The sequence below is a fragment of the Colwellia sp. MB02u-10 genome (genome assembly GCF_014077185.1).
GTDB lineage: Bacteria > Pseudomonadota > Gammaproteobacteria > Enterobacterales > Alteromonadaceae > Cognaticolwellia.
Genome location: NZ_JACGVK010000073.1, coordinates 25,071 through 41,868, shown reverse-complemented (window position 1 = coordinate 41,868; position 16,798 = coordinate 25,071). Strand labels below are relative to the sequence as shown.

Genomic DNA, 16,798 nt, shown 5'->3' with positions numbered 1-16,798 from the left:
ACACAGGCGATGAGAATATCTTTTACCCCTCGGTTTTGAAGTTCAGTTAACACGTTGAGCCAGAACTTAGCCCCTTCATTTTCGGATATCCACATGCCGAGCAATTCTTTATGGCCTTCAATATTAACGCCTAAGGCGAGATAAACCGCTTTATTAATCACGCGTTTGTCTTGCCTGATTTTAACCACCAAACAGTCTAAATAAACAATGGGATAAACTGCATCGAGTGGCCTGGCTTGCCATTCAATCACTTGCTCGATAACGGCGTTTGTTACGCGAGAAATAAGCGAGGGTGACACATCAGCATCGTACATTTCTTTGAAGGTAGCGACGATATCACGCGTGGTCATACCCTTGGAATACAGGTATAAAATTTTGTCGTCCATCGAGGTGAAACGAGTTTGGTTTTTCTTCACAAGTTGAGGTTCAAAGCTTGAATCTCTATCGCGTGGTGCATCTAAATCGACTTGACCATCTTCGGTTCTGATGGTCTTCGATGAATAACCATTACGGTAGTTATTTTGCTGGGATTGTTCATGGCGAGCGTAACCAAGATGTTCGTCTAGTTCAGCATTAAGTGCTGCTTCAACCGTTATCTTGGTTAACATTCTACGAAAGTCAGTTAAGTCTGCTTCCGTCTTAATTGATTTAGCCGCTTGCTTACCGAACGCTTCGAGTTCTTTCTTATTCATAGTCTGCCTATCCTTAACCCTACATGGGTATTAATAATAGGCAGTTACACAGATATTGTTACAGGGTCCTATTTTGAGATCTTTATCTTTTGATATGTTTTCCGCTAATTTTTCTAGTAGATTAGGATTGCTCATAACATACATATCTAATATGTACTTTGGGACATATAAGTATTCACTAGCATTATTTCTAATACCAATTTTACTATTATTATCCAAAAATTTTACATTGTGGAATAATTTTGTTGTTGTATCGCCTACGTGAATAGCTATTTTCGCAAACCACTTTATTGCATCTACAGATTTTTTTATAACATCTTTAAATCCAATATCTCCAAAATCATTTTCTGCCATTTTTTCAATAGCTTTTTTTGCATATGTAAAGCCAAGTGCACTAGCTGTTGCAAGAACCCATTGTGCTGTAGAGTCAGGAATAAGTGCTTCCCAAGAACCTTCTTGGATTTTGATTGGAATTTCGTAATCGAATTTTTGTAAATCAGGAGACTGTTTATTAATGCATGAACGTAAAGCGAAGTCTATTCCAATTAGAGCTATAGCTTGTTTTTTTGTATCCATTATTCCTTTGTTTACACCTTTACCACTATATTTTATATAGCCAATACCTATTGTATTAGTCATTAAATATCCTTATTTTTTATAAGTGTTTATCATATGGTGGATTACCTAAATTTTCAATTTTATTGAGACTTATTTTTGGGATAAACATCACACCTAAATTGAGTTGGAGTGTAACGCCCCTCTGGGTGTTGTCGCCACGGCGACGCCAAGAAGACAACAGAGCGCCAAGCCGTTAAGGACCAATCTAAAATAAACAACAAATGCTGTCGAGTTTACAATTAGGCTTATATTGGTCTCGTTACAACCATTAAATAGATTTCATTTACTTTTGTTTATTTCTATTCTATTTATTTAAAACATTGCCGTTTATAATGCCGCATTAATTTTATAGCTTTGAAGAGTAATATGAACTTCCCAAAAGATGAAACCGGTAAAGTATTGTTTGAAATGCAAAAAGCGGGTATCGATTTAACCGTTATGCATACTATTGTTTTTTTTCACTTATTTGAAACACAAGAACAAGCAGAGGCTATGGCAGCTCATCTTGCTGAAATAGCACCTGATATTATTTGTGATGTTCACATTAATGAAGATCCAAAAGCATGGGATTTAGATTGTGCAATAAAAGTTATCCCTCTTTATGATGCAATTATTGCTCAAGAAGCTCAGTTTGAACAAATAGTAACTCAGTTTAATGGTTATACGGATGGCTGGGGAATTGAAGCTTAAATTACTCATGTTTTAGCTAACTTATCAAGTCACCCATAATAATTTTGTCATATTTAGGTTAGCAAACTAGGGATTAGGTGGTTCTTGGTTTTAAATTAATAGCTTGGAGTGTGTTTACTGGTTTGGCGTCGGGGGTACCGACGACACCCAGAAAAGATTAGGGAGACTAGCGCCGTTCATACTTCTTTGGCTCTGGACTCCCTCGGCACTGCTGAATTAAACGTGTTTCCTCTATGATGTCCAATATTCTTCGAGGCACCAGCGCTGATGGCACTGCGTTTCTTGCCATCCATAGCACCGCGCTTTCACTGATATCCATGCCAGTGATATGTGAATATTAGTCATCATTCCGGCGTTTAATGAAGCAGACTTGGTGTTTGGTTCTTTTCTTGAGTTTATTCTTTAATATTTCAATAAATAAGTTTGCTAAATAACCACACCATAGAACTCAAAAACTCCTGATCCCATCTCAGCAACAGAAACTTAATTTAGATAAGTGCGATGTTTATCAGAGCCAGGGATGGCGGAGACTGCCGTGTGAAGAAACTATTTTCGGCAGGGATAAACTTCGTGCCACTTATGTTTAAAGAAAAGTCAGTTGGAGTGTTTGCTGAGTAGGGCGCCATGGAGCGGGAGTAGGGAGTCCAGAGGCCGAGTTTAATATGAGCAGCGTGCAACCCTCTCTGGTGTTGTCGCCACTGCAACGCTGAAATATAAACTCAAAGCTTTTAAATTTTGAATATACTACATTGCCGCTGTGCCGACAGTAGCCAAAGATAGGTTGAAACAACCCGCTCTCTGATTGCTGTTTTAAAGTTAATTATTACTCAAAAGTGCGTGCCAGTATTACTTTTGCTTCTTTTCGCGCTAAACAACTCGCTAATGGTTTGTCGTTAAACTTTTCTTTAGTTACTTGTTTTGACACCGTTTTCACTTCTTGTTCATTCCAGTTAATGACAACTTTGCAGTTAATGTTATCGCTACTTTCACTGTAGATAATCTTAACTGAATCAGAGCGGTTGATAAGTAGCTTGTATGGATATCCCATAGCAGAGGTTAATTTTTCATAACTTGTAGTTTTTGATTTTTCTGCATTGGCTGAAATTGAAATAATTGATACTAATGCAATAACTATTAATCTTGAGTTAAATATATTCATAACGTTCTCAATGTAGGTAGTGAGTGATAGCAATAAAATTACTCCTTGTATTAGCAAGCTACAAACGATATAAACTTAACAACACTTAAGATTTTCTAATGTCATTGTTGGTGTTAGGTCGAAATAAACAGGTAAAAATATTATGCGTATGCCGCCACTGAAATCATTACAGGTATTTTTATCTGCCGCTAGGCACAAGAGCTTTAAGGCGGCTGCTGAAGAGTTATTTGTCACTCAAGCGGCGATTAGCCAGCAAATTAGAATTTTAGAAAGCTATTTTGCCACGCCTTTGTTTATACGTGAGAACAAGCAAACACAGCTCAATGCTCAAGGTTTGCGATTATTCCCATTTATTGAAAATGCCTTTGAACAGATAAAACTGGGAGTAAATGCGGTTAAGGGTGAGCCTAATGCTAATGAATTAAAAGTTAGCGCGTTACATTCTGTTACCTCGCTATTGTTGTTACCAAACATTAATATTTTTCAGGAAGAAAATAGCGAAATATGTGTGCAATTTGCACCAAATAATAACCTAGAGTCATTTATGCAAAATGGCGTAGATGTTGCGATCCGTCGTGGTTTTGGTGAATATCAGGGGTTAGGCAGTCGTAAACTCACCGATGATGAAATTATCTTAGTTGCTAGCCCTTTATTAGTTGGAGTGGATAGCCAAGATCCGACTGAAATTTTTACGCTACCTTTACTTGAAGATACCAGTAGTGATATTCAAGAGGCGATTAATGACTGCTGTAAACAATTTCACATTAATAAAGCTGAATTGCGCAGCAGCATACGAACAACAGATGCATTACCTATTATTCAAAATGTGCTAGCAGGTCAGGGCATTGCGTTTGTTAGTCGGGCTTTAGTTAATCACAACATTAAAATGGGTCAGTTAGTCAATGTTTTTGATTACGCTTATGCTAGCTCACGTGCTTTGTTTTTAGTTGCGCCTGAGCACCATTTTAACTGGCCAAAAGTGCAACGTTTTGAACAATGGGCTAAGGCCTTGTTTGTCTCATAAAAAACAGCCAGTTTACACCTTTGTATATCTTCAACGAGACAATAATTTAGCCGCTTTATCACCATCATTTTATTCATAGTCTTAATAGAGCCGGCTAAAGTGTGTGGTTGTTGTCGGCTTTGAAAGTAAAAGCAATTTACCTGTAGTTAGTAACTGCTTACAAAGTAGTATCAAGTTTGCTAAGTAGCTTAGTGTTAAATACTCAAAGTTAGGACATAATCAAGGTACTATATTGTTGTTTTCATGATTATCTGTAATGCCTGTTAATTAAGTTTTCTAAGACTTATTGAGTTGAAGTAGCTCAATGAAAAATTTAAATTCAAACTAATATTGCTTACGAAAACCAGGCTATTTACACGGATATTAAATGTACTATAAGGCTTAATTTAGATTAGTTTTTCCTGTGTAATTGGTCTATTATACTTTTAACAAATTAGAGTTTTAATCAGTTTATTGGCAATCTATAGGAAAATAATAATGAAAAAACTATTCAAGGTAATGCCCCTAATTTTAGTCCCTTTTTTGAGTGTTATATCGCTATCTTCGCTCTCAGCTGACTTACCAGTACACGGCCCTATTACTTTTGCTATCTATGATAGTAATGGTGACGGGTTCATTAGTGAGCAAGAGTTTAACCAAGTTAGAAGTGATCGTATGGCAGTGAAAAAAGCTGGCAAAGGTCAAGGTTATAGGATGGAACCAGGGCGCAAAAAAGCAGAAGGTAAGAGTAAAGGCAGAAAGATGGCTAGCTTCACCAAATTCGATTTAAATGGCGATGGTGTTATCTTAAAACAGGAATTCTCTGATGCTAGAGCCGCAAGAAAAAAAGCAGGTGTCAAACAAGGCTATCCTATGCGCAATCTCGCTAATGCCCCCAGCTTTGAAGATATTGACAGCGATGGTAACGGAAAAATATTGTCGGAAGAGTTTGCTCAGTATCATGTTAATCAACGACAAAAAATGATGAAAAAGTAAATACTGACACTAGGGTGGGGTATATACCCTAGTTGAATTTTTAATGACATGGGCTAAATAATTTAGCTAAGTTAACAGTGTAATAAAAATAAATTTTATTACACTTCACTAATGCACTTCACTAGTGTAAATAACACAATAAGTAACGGCTGGTTATTTTTATGTTGTTGCTGATAAGCGCTTCTAAAAGCCACTACCTTGGGGGGGTGGGATTTATTTCTTTTTTCAGTATAATTTAATAGGTATTCAACTCAAAGAAGGCTTCATTATTAATTTGTATTTTATTAATTAAAAATAACAGTTTTACTCCTACTTTAGCTACTGCGCTAGTCTCAATTATTACACTTGATTCTGGGGCTTCAACAGCGCTAACGTCATTATTGTTACAACCTACTTGAAGAACTGAAACGGTTAAAACGATTGAACCCAAGATGTTTCCAGCGGTAAGTTTTCATGTTTCTTCCCTGTATTAGTCTGTGTAAAACTAGCTAATTTATCTGACAAAATAGTTCAGATAAATATGATGCTAGAACAACATGATGGTCATTTAGCAAAATTTTTGTGATGAACAGGTGACAAGTATTAGTAATGTCATAACTGTCTTGATTAAAAGTTGTTTTAAAGCTTTACACCTAAGTAGACAATAAAATGACTAGCAGCACTGGGCCATACTTAAGTGCAAGCTGCTAAGCTTTTGTTGCTATCAAATAATACGAACCAGTTAAACTATAGAGTTAACCAAACTGTCATATTTCATTCAACTAACTGTCATATAAATTGATTAATTTAGAGGAAACTATTAATAGGAGTATTTGTGATGCAATCTAAAGAATGGCAAGAAGAAAACCTTAATGATATCGATGCTTACTTCGATAATCAGAAGAAAAAAAATAGTAAACAGGCTAAGCGTAAGTGGCAAGAAATAGAGGCTTTTAAGGAAAAAAAAAGAATGCAGCGAGAAATGGCGTCTTATGATGATTATGTAACACATTAATATGGAATGTGAATACTCAGCCATATTATGTTAGAGCGTAAATGATTGACATTTTGTTGTCGTAGTTTGCGCTCTTTAATTTCATTTGTACTGGTCATGATATTCAAACCAGCGATTATAGACATTTCTCCACAATTTAGGTGATGGTTCTGGTCAAACCAAAGGGCATTGCGCTATAATCCGTTTTTTGTCATTAACCGTGTATTACTTCATGAAGTTTCCCGGACGCCGTCAACATCGACATTATTTTCCTGTCGACCATAAAAACCCATTAACAAACCAAGTAAGTCCTAGCGCTCAAGCGGCTCAAAACTATATTGTTGGTATAGATCAGGTTTTAGTGGATATTGAAGCTAAAGTTGATCAAGCATTTTTGAATGAATTTGATTTAAAACTTGGTATGTCACAGGTTATCTCAGACGAAGTTACTCAGCGCCTTTATCAGCGTTTGAAAGATGAATCGCTAATCAATTACGAATTTGCCGGCGGCACTATTGGTAATACCATGCATAATTACTCTGTACTAGCGGATGACCGTTCAGTTTTACTGGGTGTAATGTCCAAAAACATACATGTTGGTGACTATGCTTACCGGTTTATAAGTAACACCTCTTCACGTGTTGATCTTAACTATCTTCAGCCTGTCGACGGCCCTATTGGTCGTTGCTTTACCTTAATTGATGATCACGGTGAGCGCACTTTTGGTATTAATGCCGGCTTAATTAATCGTCTACATCCTGACTCTATTGACGAGTCATTAATTACAGGGGCTTCAGCACTGGTTATTAGCTCTTATTTGATGCGCACACAAGCTGGCGACACCATGACCGAAGCAGCAATTAAAGCGGTAAAATGTGCAAATGCTGCTGGCGTACCTGTGGTACTGACCTTAGGCACTAAGTTTTTAATTGAAGAAGAGCCTGAATTTTGGCGTGATTTTGTCCAAAAGCATGTCAACATATTGACCATGAACGAAGAAGAAGCATTAGCTATAACGGGTATTGAAGCACCACTACTCGCGGCGAATAAATGCTTGGATTGGGTTGATATGGTTATTTGCACCGCCGGTAAACACGGTTTATATATGGCGGGCTATGTTGATGAAACCTTTAAACGAGAAAGTGAATACCCATTATTATCGGGTGAGATAGATGAGTTTAATCGTTATGAATATTCTCGTCCCATGTTATTGAAAGATTGCCATCAACCGATGCGAATATATACCCATTCGGCACCTTATATGGGAGGGCCCGAAAGTATAAAAAATACCAATGGCGCTGGAGACGCGGCGCTTGCCGCTATATTACATGACTTAAGTGCCAATGTTTATCATAAAAATACTGTGGCAAACTCAAGTAAGCATGAGCAATTAGCCTTAACTTACTCGTCGTTATCGCAAATGAGTAAGTATGCCAACAGAGTCAGTTATGAGGTGTTAGTACAACACTCTCCGCGTTTGTCGCGTGGTTTACCTGAGCGAGAAGACAGTTTAGACCAAGCCTATTGGTCGCAGTAGTTAACTGTAAACCTGCGGATAAAATCCAGTAGCGTTTGCCATTGTTATGGTGGCAACTATTTAATTAGCTAAATCAAAACTACAATAACGACGCTTTTCTAACTGATGAAAGCACATGGTACATACTACTTAATTACTTTAATGAGACATTACTTTTTTGCATGACTACTCTAACTACACATAAATCTTCACAACGTCGTTTACTGATTGCACTGGCTATTACCAGTGTATTTATGTTGCTGCAGCTTATTGGCGCCACCTATGCAAATTCTTTGGCGGTATATGCAGATGCAGGGCACTTGTTTGTGCATAACAGTTCACTATTTATTGCCTTAATAGCGTCGACCTTAGCGATAAAATTTGGTCGAACGTTTAGTGATGGTTATCGTCGTTTAGAGCTTTCAGGTGGTTTGATCAACGGTACCTTATATTTACTGATCAGTTGTTGGATTTTACTGCAAGGAGCCGAGCGATTATTTGGCCACGAGCATCATGATGAACATGAAATAAACACCTTTGTTATGTCGGCAGTTGCCTCGTTAGGTTTTCTATTTCACGGCGCGTCAGCTTATGTTTTATATAAAGGCCGTAAAGATAGTGTTAACGTTTATGCGGTATTTTTACATACTTTTTTTGATCTGCTATCTACCATAGTCACATTCGTTACAAGCATTGTCATCCATGTTACGGGCTCGACAATTGTCGATTCGTTGTCGAGCATACTTATTTCTGTATTTGTACTTTATACGGGCTCTAAACTACTTTATAAATGTATTAAAGGTTTATTTTTTAATGGCGTTCGCTTACCGGCATTGAAGAAAATTGAAAATGCCCTGCAAGGTTTAGAGCACATAGACAATGTGCACAATTTAATTGTTAAAAGTGACAACGGCCAAGTAGTGGTGGGTGCTCATATCGTGCTAAAATACCAATGTACTTTAGAAAAGCACGATGAAGTATGCCGCTTTCAAGTCGAGCGTGTGCTAAAAGAACAATTCGATGTTAATACCAGCGTACTGCAAATTGAAGCCAGTGGTTGTAAGCACAGTTAATCAGCTGTTAACTCTGTTTTAATTACGCTATTAATAACAGTTTACATTGATTTAAAGCTTACGATATAAATCTACTTATTAGGTTTGATAATCGCTTGTCATAACCGCGTGTTCTCTTTGAAATAATATTTATGGTGTAATACATGCCAAAGTAAATCAATGTTTGAAAAAACATGGTTAACTTTTAGCGAGTGAACAATGGCTGATCTGGCGTTGATAGAGACGATAAATAAGATCTTTTTTATAGCTACTTTTAACCGCAGTTCTTAATAAAGCTAGCTCAGCCATGAAAGGAGATTTTTTTGACAGGTGTAAGCCCCATTCTTTATAGCCAAGTTTAAAAGCGTTAGTTATTAGCGCTTCATCCATGTTTTGCTGACGTAAGGCGTATTCAAGACCTATTCTTGAGCCAACAACACTACTAATACGATCAAGTTTGAGTAAACGAATAGCTTGGCTATAACTGTTAACGCTTACTTTATTTAATAAATTATCTTGGTCAAACTTTTCATTAAAATGTGCACTCCTGATCACGCCAATACTGTTAAGTTTATATAACTCATTGTAATGTTTGATGGTAATATTATTTTTAGTGAGTACAAGCACTTTCGATAGCGAGAGAGGACCAATATATTCAACATCATTGGCAATAATATTGTTTTTGAAAATAAGGGCTAAATCGAGTTCGCCCGTTTTCAAAGAGTGCATAATTCTAGCGTATGGGTAAGAGGCTAATGCCAGTTTTACCTTGAGATTTTTGGTTACCTCTTGTATTGCAATAACCCCTACGCCTGTGCATGTTGTATCCGGAGAAAAACTGTCAAATGGTGGAAAAGGTGGTAGGCTAATGCTCAGGGTTTTATCGTTAGCGTAAGACAAATTATTTGTCATTGTTAGCACTAAAAAAATCAGACTTAACATGTGATTGCTTACAAGAAGTTTTTTCATCATGACTAAGTTACCCAATTAACTAGTTGACCACTAGGATATCATAATGCTCTTTATGACATGATCAATTTTTATATGACATAATTTAATCAGGTACTTAGTTCAATCACGTACTTAGTTCAAATAACTATTAAATAAACTAACTGATGTTATATATTTTAAAATAAAAAGTATAGGACAATATCAGATTCAGTTAATGGATATAACCTAGATAACTTATATAAGTCATTGTTAGTTAAGCTTAATAAATAGAGAGCTAAGGTCCAGTAAGATAAATGCAAGTGCTATAACAAATAATTTATTAACAAATTGTTAATAAATTATTCATAAATTATTCATGTATTATAAGAGACTGTCGAAGAATTATAACAGGCATTTTTTTAACGTATCGGCTTAGAAGAACCTAAGCCTTTTTTAATTGTTTAGTCTCTTAATAAGGCGTCTAAGCTATCAACCACTTCACTCCAATCAGAATCAAGTACAATAGCTTCTTGTAAAAATTGCGCTTGGCCATTGCTCCAAAAATCAGCATCAGCAAGTGCCTGATTTACTGGGATACCACGGTTAGACGCAATAAAACGTTCTATTTCCTCATCACTATTCTTAAGACCCAATTGAGCGAACAAACTTGTCATATTGTGTTTTGAAAGATCCATAAAATACTCCCTTATTAAGTGCTTAAGTATAGTAACTATAGAAGAACTTACTCTATATTATCAATAGTTTTAATCTATCATAGTGTTAGCGGATGTTGGTGGTGATAGCTTTTTGGTCTTGGTGTTAATACTACTGTTACTAATACTTGACCCTAATAAAGATAATAGGCAATAGCCAGTAAAGAAATAAAAGCCTGGTCCTAATGCGGACAATGTTTCACTGCTGACAATAAAATCTAACTTAAAACCAAATAACACTAATTGTTGTTGTGCTGCGGTTTCAGCGTGATTGGTTGATAGTACCGCAAGAAAAATGGCGACAACAAAAACGTCAGCCATTGACCATTTGCCAATTTGGCTAATAAATTTATAAACGGTAATCTCTAATCTAGAGTTTTTATTTGCATAAGCAATACTGAGTAAAATAAATTTCAATACCGGTATTGAAATAGAAAAAGCAAAAATTAATAACGCCACTAACAGGCGATCATCTTGCCAAAGCTCTTGTATGGTTTGCAATAATGACAAGTTTTTATCAATGATTGTATTAGTGATTTTTGCACCACTCACATTAGCTGTCATGGCCATATTGAGAGAAAACATTGGCAATAATATACCCGGAATAAATAATGCGATGGCAATAAGGTTAAAGAAAAAACCTAAATGTTTTTTAATCATCATGTTATAAAATTTTCCAAAATGAAGTCGAGCAGGTATATAATTTTGTTAGCGATATTTCTCGCAAGCATCGCTGGTGATCTACCACTATTTTTTAACTTGAACTTCGGTCAGTTTATCAACAGTTGCTGAGCATGATTGCAGAAAAACATCCATAAAATAGCCAACTTCAGGCATTTGCTGTTTAATGGTGTCTAGCTTCAATTCTAAGCGTTCTTTGACATGGTCAAACTCATGGTTTTGATGATTTAATTCATCAAGCGCTTTAATATAAGCTACTAAAATATCAGCCGCTTTGACAATTTTTTTATATTGTTCATCCACGTTATCTTGCACAATAATATCAGAAAACATGGCTTGAAACTCTTCAGGTAAAGACTGAAGACATTGCTTTTCAGCTATATATTCAATTTTTTTAAACTCTCGAGCAATTTCAGGATTCGCATATTTTGTTGGGCTAACAATATCACCAAAACGGGTTTCACTGGCTTCATGATAAAGTGCAACAGTAGCTACTTTATCCGCATTAATGTTGCCCGCAAATTTTTGATTTCTAATCACCGCTAGCAAGTGAGCGACAATAGCCACTTGGTGAGAATGCTCAGCAACATTTTCTGGTTTAACACAAAACATCAACGACCAACGTTTAATCAGTGGCATTCTGAACATCCAGGCGAGAAAAGTACTTTGCATTATATAACCTTATTCACTTGTTGACTGACGGTAAGTACGGAAAAATTTGCCTAGTTTTTCCAATGCAGGTTTTAATTCGTCGACATGCGGAAGAAACACTAAGCGAAAGTAATTGTCTTGCTTAATATTAAAGGCGCGACCGTGCACCAAGAGTATTTTCTCTTGCTTGAGTAAGTCTAAAACCATTTTTTCATCATCATGGATGTTAAATTTTTCTTGGTCTACTTTAACAAACAAATATAAAGCGCCCATAGCGGGGTTGCATGACAAACCATCAATATTGTTGATCATTTTATGCGCAAGATTACGCTGCTTTAATAAACGGCCATCATTTTTAATTAATTCATTAATACTTTGATAACCACCGAGTGCGGTTTGAATAGCATGTTGGGCAGGCACATTGGCACACAAGCGCATTGAAGAGAGAATATCTAAGCCTTTTAAATAATCTTCGGCATGTATTTTAGGGCCAGTAATCACCATCCAACCAGCACGAAAGCCGGCGATACGATAGTTTTTAGACAAACCACCCATAGTAATGATTAAAACATCGTTTGCTAATCTCGCTGTTGGAATATGTTGTGCTTGGTCATAAAGAATTTTATCGTATATTTCATCACTGAATATGATCAAGTTATGTTCACGGGCAAGTGTGATAATACCCTGAAGCACTTCTTCGCTATAAACGGCACCCGTAGGATTATTAGGGTTGATCAAAACAAGAGCTTTGGTTTTTGACGATATTTTGCTGGCAATATCCTCCAGATCTGGAAACCACTGGTTTTCTTCATCACAACGATAATGCACAGGCTTGCCGCCAGACAGAGCAACAGCTGCAGTCCATAATGGGTAATCAGGTGCTGGAATGAGCACTTCATCGCCATTATCTAACAAGCCTTGCATCGCCATAACAATAAGTTCGCTAACACCGTTACCGATATAAATATCGTCAACACTGACATCTAAAATGCCTTGTTGTTGAAAATACTGCATTACGGCTACGCGTGCAGGGTAGATCCCTTTTGACTCACAGTAACCCTGAGCTGTTGGTAGGTTACGAATAACATCTTTTAAAATATCATCAGGCGCTTCAAAGCCAAAGGGAGCCGGGTTGCCAATATTAAGTTTTAAAATTTTATAGCCTTCATCTTCTAAACGTTTGGCTTCTGCGGCAACTTGTCCACGAATTTCGTAGTAGACATTTTTTAATTTTGAAGATTTGGTGATAGTTTTCATAATGGCAGTCTTATAAATGATAAAAGTGAATTAACGTTATCGTCATCGTTAAAAGAAAATTAAGCTAAGCATAAAGCTATAGTCATTGTGTGAGCGTATTTCATAATAATTTTATTCAGTTATTGCCCACTTTCGCTAGTTAAAATAGCTTAAGGTACTGCTCACATGAATGTGAGTGGTTAGGTGTTGTCTTGCACTAAAAACCTGTGTCCTAACCCCAATAGCTCGTGATGGATCAATCGAGCGCCGTACCTTAATTTATTTTTCTGCACACAACAAGTTCACAAACTTAATGGCAGTGGTATTACATTAATTTGCTTGCGTCCATTGTTGCTAATATTGCTTAACTTTGAAACAGTTACTTGCAACTTTTTTATAATAAATCGCTAATAACTATATCATCTTGTTATTATGATTGATTGCTCAACAATTTAATCAACTTAGTATAATAAGTTTTGCTCAGAAGAATTAGCCAATAGGTTGACCGAGTGCTTTATTGGGATGGGATAATTACCATTGTTTGTGGCATAGTAAGTAACATAATGAGATAAAAAATGAGATAAAAAAACGGCTGTGCATAAACTGCAAAGCCGTTATTATATTTAGCTTCGTTTGACCTTTAGGACCAAACTTGCAAAGAGCCGTGATTAGGCAAACAAAGACATAACATCGCTTATTGCCAACAGAGACTTTTCACCAGAAATACGATTTTTTACTTCAATTTCTTGGTTGTCGAGATTACGTTCACCAATAATAAGTAATAATGGTGTGCCAATTAATTCATGATCGGCAAACATAACCCCAGGGCGCTCTTTGCGATCATCAAAAATAACTTCTATTCCCGCGGTTTGTAATTGTTGGTATAAGGCCTCGGCAGTTTCTTTAACACGAGCTGACTTTGCCATGTTCATGGGTACAATGGCAACTTGATAAGGTGCAATCGCTGCCGGCCATTTAATACCATATTTATCGTGGTTTTGTTCAATGGCAGCGGCAACAATGCGTGAAACACCAATACCGTAACAACCCATAGTCAAAATTTGATTTTTACCATTTTCCGTTAACACGCCACAGTTCATTGTTTGTGCATACTTGTCACCCAGTTGGAAAATATGACCTACTTCAATACCACGTTTAATAACAATGCTACCTTGACCACAAGGGCTAGGGTCACCCGCTACTACATTACGTAAGTCGGCAACGCTATAGTTTTGTGCGTCACGATCCCAGTTTACGCCGGTTAAGTGCATATCATTTGTATTTGCGCCACAAACAAAGTCAGCTAAATGCGCCGCACTTCGGTCAATAATAACCTCAATACTTAAACCAACCGGACCAATTGAGCCTGCATTACAACCAGCGGTGGCTAAAATTTGTTCGTCAGTAGCAAAAGTTAATGGTGAGGCAATTTGTGCTAAATTTTCAGCTTTAACTTCATTTAACTGATGATCGCCGCGCAAGACTAAAGCAACAATAGGGGCTTTATTTTCTTTTGTCGCTACGCCAGCAATCAATAATGTTTTAACAGTATGGCTGGCATCAACAGATAAGCACTTGGCAAGATCTTCTATTGTACGCACGTTAGGGGTTGAAACCTTTGCTAAACTTTGTGTTGCTGCAGGTCGTTCACCCGTTGGCGCTAGCGCTTCTGCTTTTTCAACATTAGCAGCGAAATCGCTAACATCACTAAAGGCGATGTCATCTTCGCCTGAGTCGGCTAAAACGTGAAATTCATGCGACGCTTCACCACCAATAGAGCCGGTATCAGCAATAACTGGGCGGTAATCTAGGCCTAAACGGTCGAAAATACGACAATAGGCATCGAACATTGCCTGATATGTTTTCTTTAAACACTCTTCGCCTAAATGAAAAGAGTAAGCATCTTTCATTAAAAATTCACGCCCACGCATTACGCCAAAACGAGGACGAATTTCATCACGGAATTTTGTTTGAATTTGAAACAAGTTTAATGGCAGTTGTTTATAACTACTAATTTCGTTACTAACCAGCTTAGTGATCACTTCTTCATGCGTTGGGCCTAAAACAAAAGCACGATTATGGCGGTCATTTAAACGTAATAACTCCGGGCCGTAATCTTCCCAGCGGCCCGACTCTTCCCATAAATCAGCCGGCTGAACCATAGGCATGAGTACTTCTAATGCGCCTGCTCGTTCCATTTCTTCACGCACAATGTTTTCAACTTTACGAAGTACCTTTAAGCCTGTCGGCAACCAAGTATATAAACCTGATGCGACATTACGCACTAAACCAGCACGTAACATTAATTGATGACTGATAACTTCAGCACTAGCAGGGGTTTCTTTCAAAGTTGAAAGTAAATATTGGCTTGTACGCATTGAGAAAAAATTCCATTAATAAACAAGTATAAAATATGATGCTTATTCTAGCAGGGCAGTTTCAGCCACAAAAGGTTTAAATCGCGCCAATAGATAAAATTTGCCTATAAATGAAGATTAATAGTAGTTAATACTCTTAAGTACTTGTTGGTTTTCGCCCATACCGCCAATGGTCAGTAATTTTCCATTGAGTTCTAATAGGCCACGATGGTCCATAGTGGCGGTTTTGCTATAGGTAACTTGCCATTTATCTGTGTCGAGATTATAGCGCCAGACTTCATTGCTTGGCTTTGATGGTTCGCCGTTATAACCTATGCCGTTGTAATTATAAGGATTATTACTCCCACCAATAAAAACAATTTCTTTTGTGTTCAATGTGGTATTTATCGTGCCTTTTGCCGCCATACGGTATCGTGACTGCCCCGTTGGGTGCTTGACTTTAAACCACGAAATTTTACTTGGACTTTGCGGGTTTATTTCCCCGCGATAGCAGGCACTTTGTGCCGCATAGCTTCGACGTTTATTAAAGTGAACATCAATGCCAACACCATCGCAAACCAGTATTTTATTATCAATAATACCACCGGCTTGGCCAAATACCGCTTTACCTGGAAAGGGTGATGCCTGCTGCCATTGGTTGGTTTTTGTATCATACAATTGCACTAAATTAACGTTACCGTCATTATGCCAACCACTGATTAAGTAGATATAACGGCTTTGATAAGGCAGCGCAATACTGTCATCAACTGGCACGGGCATAGGGGTTAATGCTTGATAGTGATCTTCTAAAACATGATAAGCATAAACGTCAGGCACCGACACTTCACTATGATCTTTAGCAACGGTATAACCACCAAAAACATAGGCGACCTCATTAATGGCAGTAGCAACACTTGCTAAGCGACCAATCAAGCCATTGACTGTTTCTTGTATTGGAACAGCAGATTTCTCACGCCATTGATTTTTAGTCACATTATAAACAAAGCTGCGATTATGAATATCTTGGTAGCCTTTGCCGTTTGCTAACCCGGAAAACGAAATAATGTAGTCTTTATTATTAATTTTTACTTGCGCAACGGCATTATTACTAACGGCTTGCGGCAGTTGGCTATGTTCATTGGCTTTGGCTATTCCTTGAAAAATCACAGTAGGCAGGGCAAAACACAAGGCTAACAAGGTAAAAGGTCGTACTTTTGGCATGGGTGACTCATGGAATTAATTTAAGCGATTTAATCAGTAATCTTACCATGGAATATAATGAGCAGTAATACTTCTTGCCACATCAAAAATTTAAATATTTTACAATTACTTAGCCGTTTTATTTCTTTGTGCGGGGTAACTAATTAATTGATATTACTTTATCAAATGTGACTTAGAGTACCATTATCAGTTTGTTGTAAGTAGGTGAGATTATCATTTGTAATTTTTATGTGAATAAGTTGTAATTAAAGGTTTTAAAAGTGTTAATTCTGATGCTATTATCTCTAGCAACTTTAATATAAATCATCAG

Annotated in this window: 16 protein-coding genes; 6 read left to right on the top strand and 10 right to left on the bottom strand. The window is 37.1% G+C overall.

Translation table 11 applies throughout. From position 1 onward, the window contains the following. Together H4J59_RS02415 and H4J59_RS02410 are read right to left on the bottom strand one after the other, a co-directional pair. Positions 1–692: IS256 family transposase (locus H4J59_RS02415; protein WP_182236500.1), on the bottom strand; the 692-nt coding region annotated here is incomplete at its 3' end. A 30-nt stretch (positions 693–722) separates the two neighbouring features. Then, positions 723–1,331, bottom strand: coding sequence for a hypothetical protein (locus H4J59_RS02410; protein ID WP_182236498.1), 609 nt, complete (start codon positions 1,329–1,331; stop codon positions 723–725). Positions 1,332–1,676: 345 nt separating this feature from the next. Here H4J59_RS02410 and H4J59_RS02405 point away from each other — a divergent pair, with 345 nt between their 5' ends. After that, on the top strand, positions 1,677–2,000 hold the full coding sequence (locus H4J59_RS02405) for a ribonuclease E inhibitor RraB (RefSeq protein WP_182198131.1): 324 nt from the start codon (positions 1,677–1,679) through the stop codon (positions 1,998–2,000). Between the two features lie 823 nt (positions 2,001–2,823). Here the strand turns inward: H4J59_RS02405 and H4J59_RS02400 are convergent. Then, complete coding sequence (locus H4J59_RS02400) at positions 2,824–3,159, bottom strand: hypothetical protein (RefSeq protein ID WP_182236497.1); 336 nt, start codon at positions 3,157–3,159, stop codon at positions 2,824–2,826. Between the two features lie 142 nt (positions 3,160–3,301). On the opposite strand from H4J59_RS02400, the gene H4J59_RS02395 reads away from it, so the two are divergent. The 5 genes from H4J59_RS02395 to H4J59_RS02375 all read left to right on the top strand — a co-directional run bounded on the left by H4J59_RS02395 (position 3,302) and on the right by H4J59_RS02375 (position 8,720). Further along, positions 3,302–4,183: a LysR substrate-binding domain-containing protein gene (locus tag H4J59_RS02395; RefSeq protein ID WP_182236496.1), complete on the top strand. Its 882-nt coding sequence runs from the start codon at positions 3,302–3,304 to the stop codon at positions 4,181–4,183. A gap of 477 nt (positions 4,184–4,660) precedes the next feature. Further along, positions 4,661–5,158 carry an EF-hand domain-containing protein gene (locus H4J59_RS02390; protein WP_182236495.1) on the top strand — a complete coding sequence of 166 codons (498 nt, stop codon included), beginning with the start codon at positions 4,661–4,663 and terminating at the stop codon, positions 5,156–5,158. Positions 5,159–5,975: 817 nt separating this feature from the next. After that, positions 5,976–6,152, top strand: a complete 177-nt coding sequence (locus H4J59_RS02385) for a DUF3545 family protein (protein WP_182236494.1) — start codon at positions 5,976–5,978, stop codon at positions 6,150–6,152. Between the two features lie 211 nt (positions 6,153–6,363). Then, positions 6,364–7,668, top strand: coding sequence for an inosine/guanosine kinase (locus H4J59_RS02380; RefSeq protein ID WP_182236493.1), 1,305 nt, complete (start codon positions 6,364–6,366; stop codon positions 7,666–7,668). Positions 7,669–7,829: 161 nt separating this feature from the next. Beyond that, a complete protein-coding gene (locus H4J59_RS02375; protein ID WP_182236492.1) occupies positions 7,830–8,720 on the top strand; it encodes a cation diffusion facilitator family transporter in 891 nt (296 codons plus the stop codon). 177 nt (positions 8,721–8,897) lie between these two features. On the opposite strand, the gene H4J59_RS02370 is transcribed toward H4J59_RS02375, so the two are convergent. From H4J59_RS02370 to H4J59_RS02340, 7 genes are all read right to left on the bottom strand, one after another. Next, the gene (locus H4J59_RS02370) at positions 8,898–9,611 is read right to left on the bottom strand and encodes an ABC transporter substrate-binding protein (RefSeq protein WP_182236491.1); all 714 of its coding nucleotides are present in this window, start codon (positions 9,609–9,611) and stop codon (positions 8,898–8,900) included. 479 nt (positions 9,612–10,090) lie between these two features. Further along, the gene (locus H4J59_RS02365; RefSeq protein WP_182236490.1) at positions 10,091–10,324 is read right to left on the bottom strand and encodes a DUF2789 domain-containing protein; all 234 of its coding nucleotides are present in this window, start codon (positions 10,322–10,324) and stop codon (positions 10,091–10,093) included. 69 nt (positions 10,325–10,393) lie between these two features. Then, positions 10,394–11,002, bottom strand: coding sequence for a paraquat-inducible protein A (locus H4J59_RS02360; protein WP_220469699.1), 609 nt, complete (start codon positions 11,000–11,002; stop codon positions 10,394–10,396). 87 nt (positions 11,003–11,089) lie between these two features. Continuing rightward, positions 11,090–11,695 (bottom strand): 5'-deoxynucleotidase, encoded by a 606-nt coding sequence (gene yfbR, locus H4J59_RS02355; protein WP_182236489.1) that lies wholly within the window; start codon positions 11,693–11,695, stop codon positions 11,090–11,092. Positions 11,696–11,704: 9 nt separating this feature from the next. Further along, the gene (locus H4J59_RS02350) at positions 11,705–12,931 is read right to left on the bottom strand and encodes a pyridoxal phosphate-dependent aminotransferase (RefSeq protein ID WP_182236487.1); all 1,227 of its coding nucleotides are present in this window, start codon (positions 12,929–12,931) and stop codon (positions 11,705–11,707) included. Positions 12,932–13,578: 647 nt separating this feature from the next. After that, on the bottom strand, positions 13,579–15,288 hold the full coding sequence (locus H4J59_RS02345; protein ID WP_182236486.1) for a proline--tRNA ligase: 1,710 nt from the start codon (positions 15,286–15,288) through the stop codon (positions 13,579–13,581). 117 nt (positions 15,289–15,405) lie between these two features. Continuing rightward, positions 15,406–16,488, bottom strand: coding sequence for a kelch repeat-containing protein (locus H4J59_RS02340; protein ID WP_259369358.1), 1,083 nt, complete (start codon positions 16,486–16,488; stop codon positions 15,406–15,408). Between the last annotated feature and the right edge of the window lie 310 nt (positions 16,489–16,798).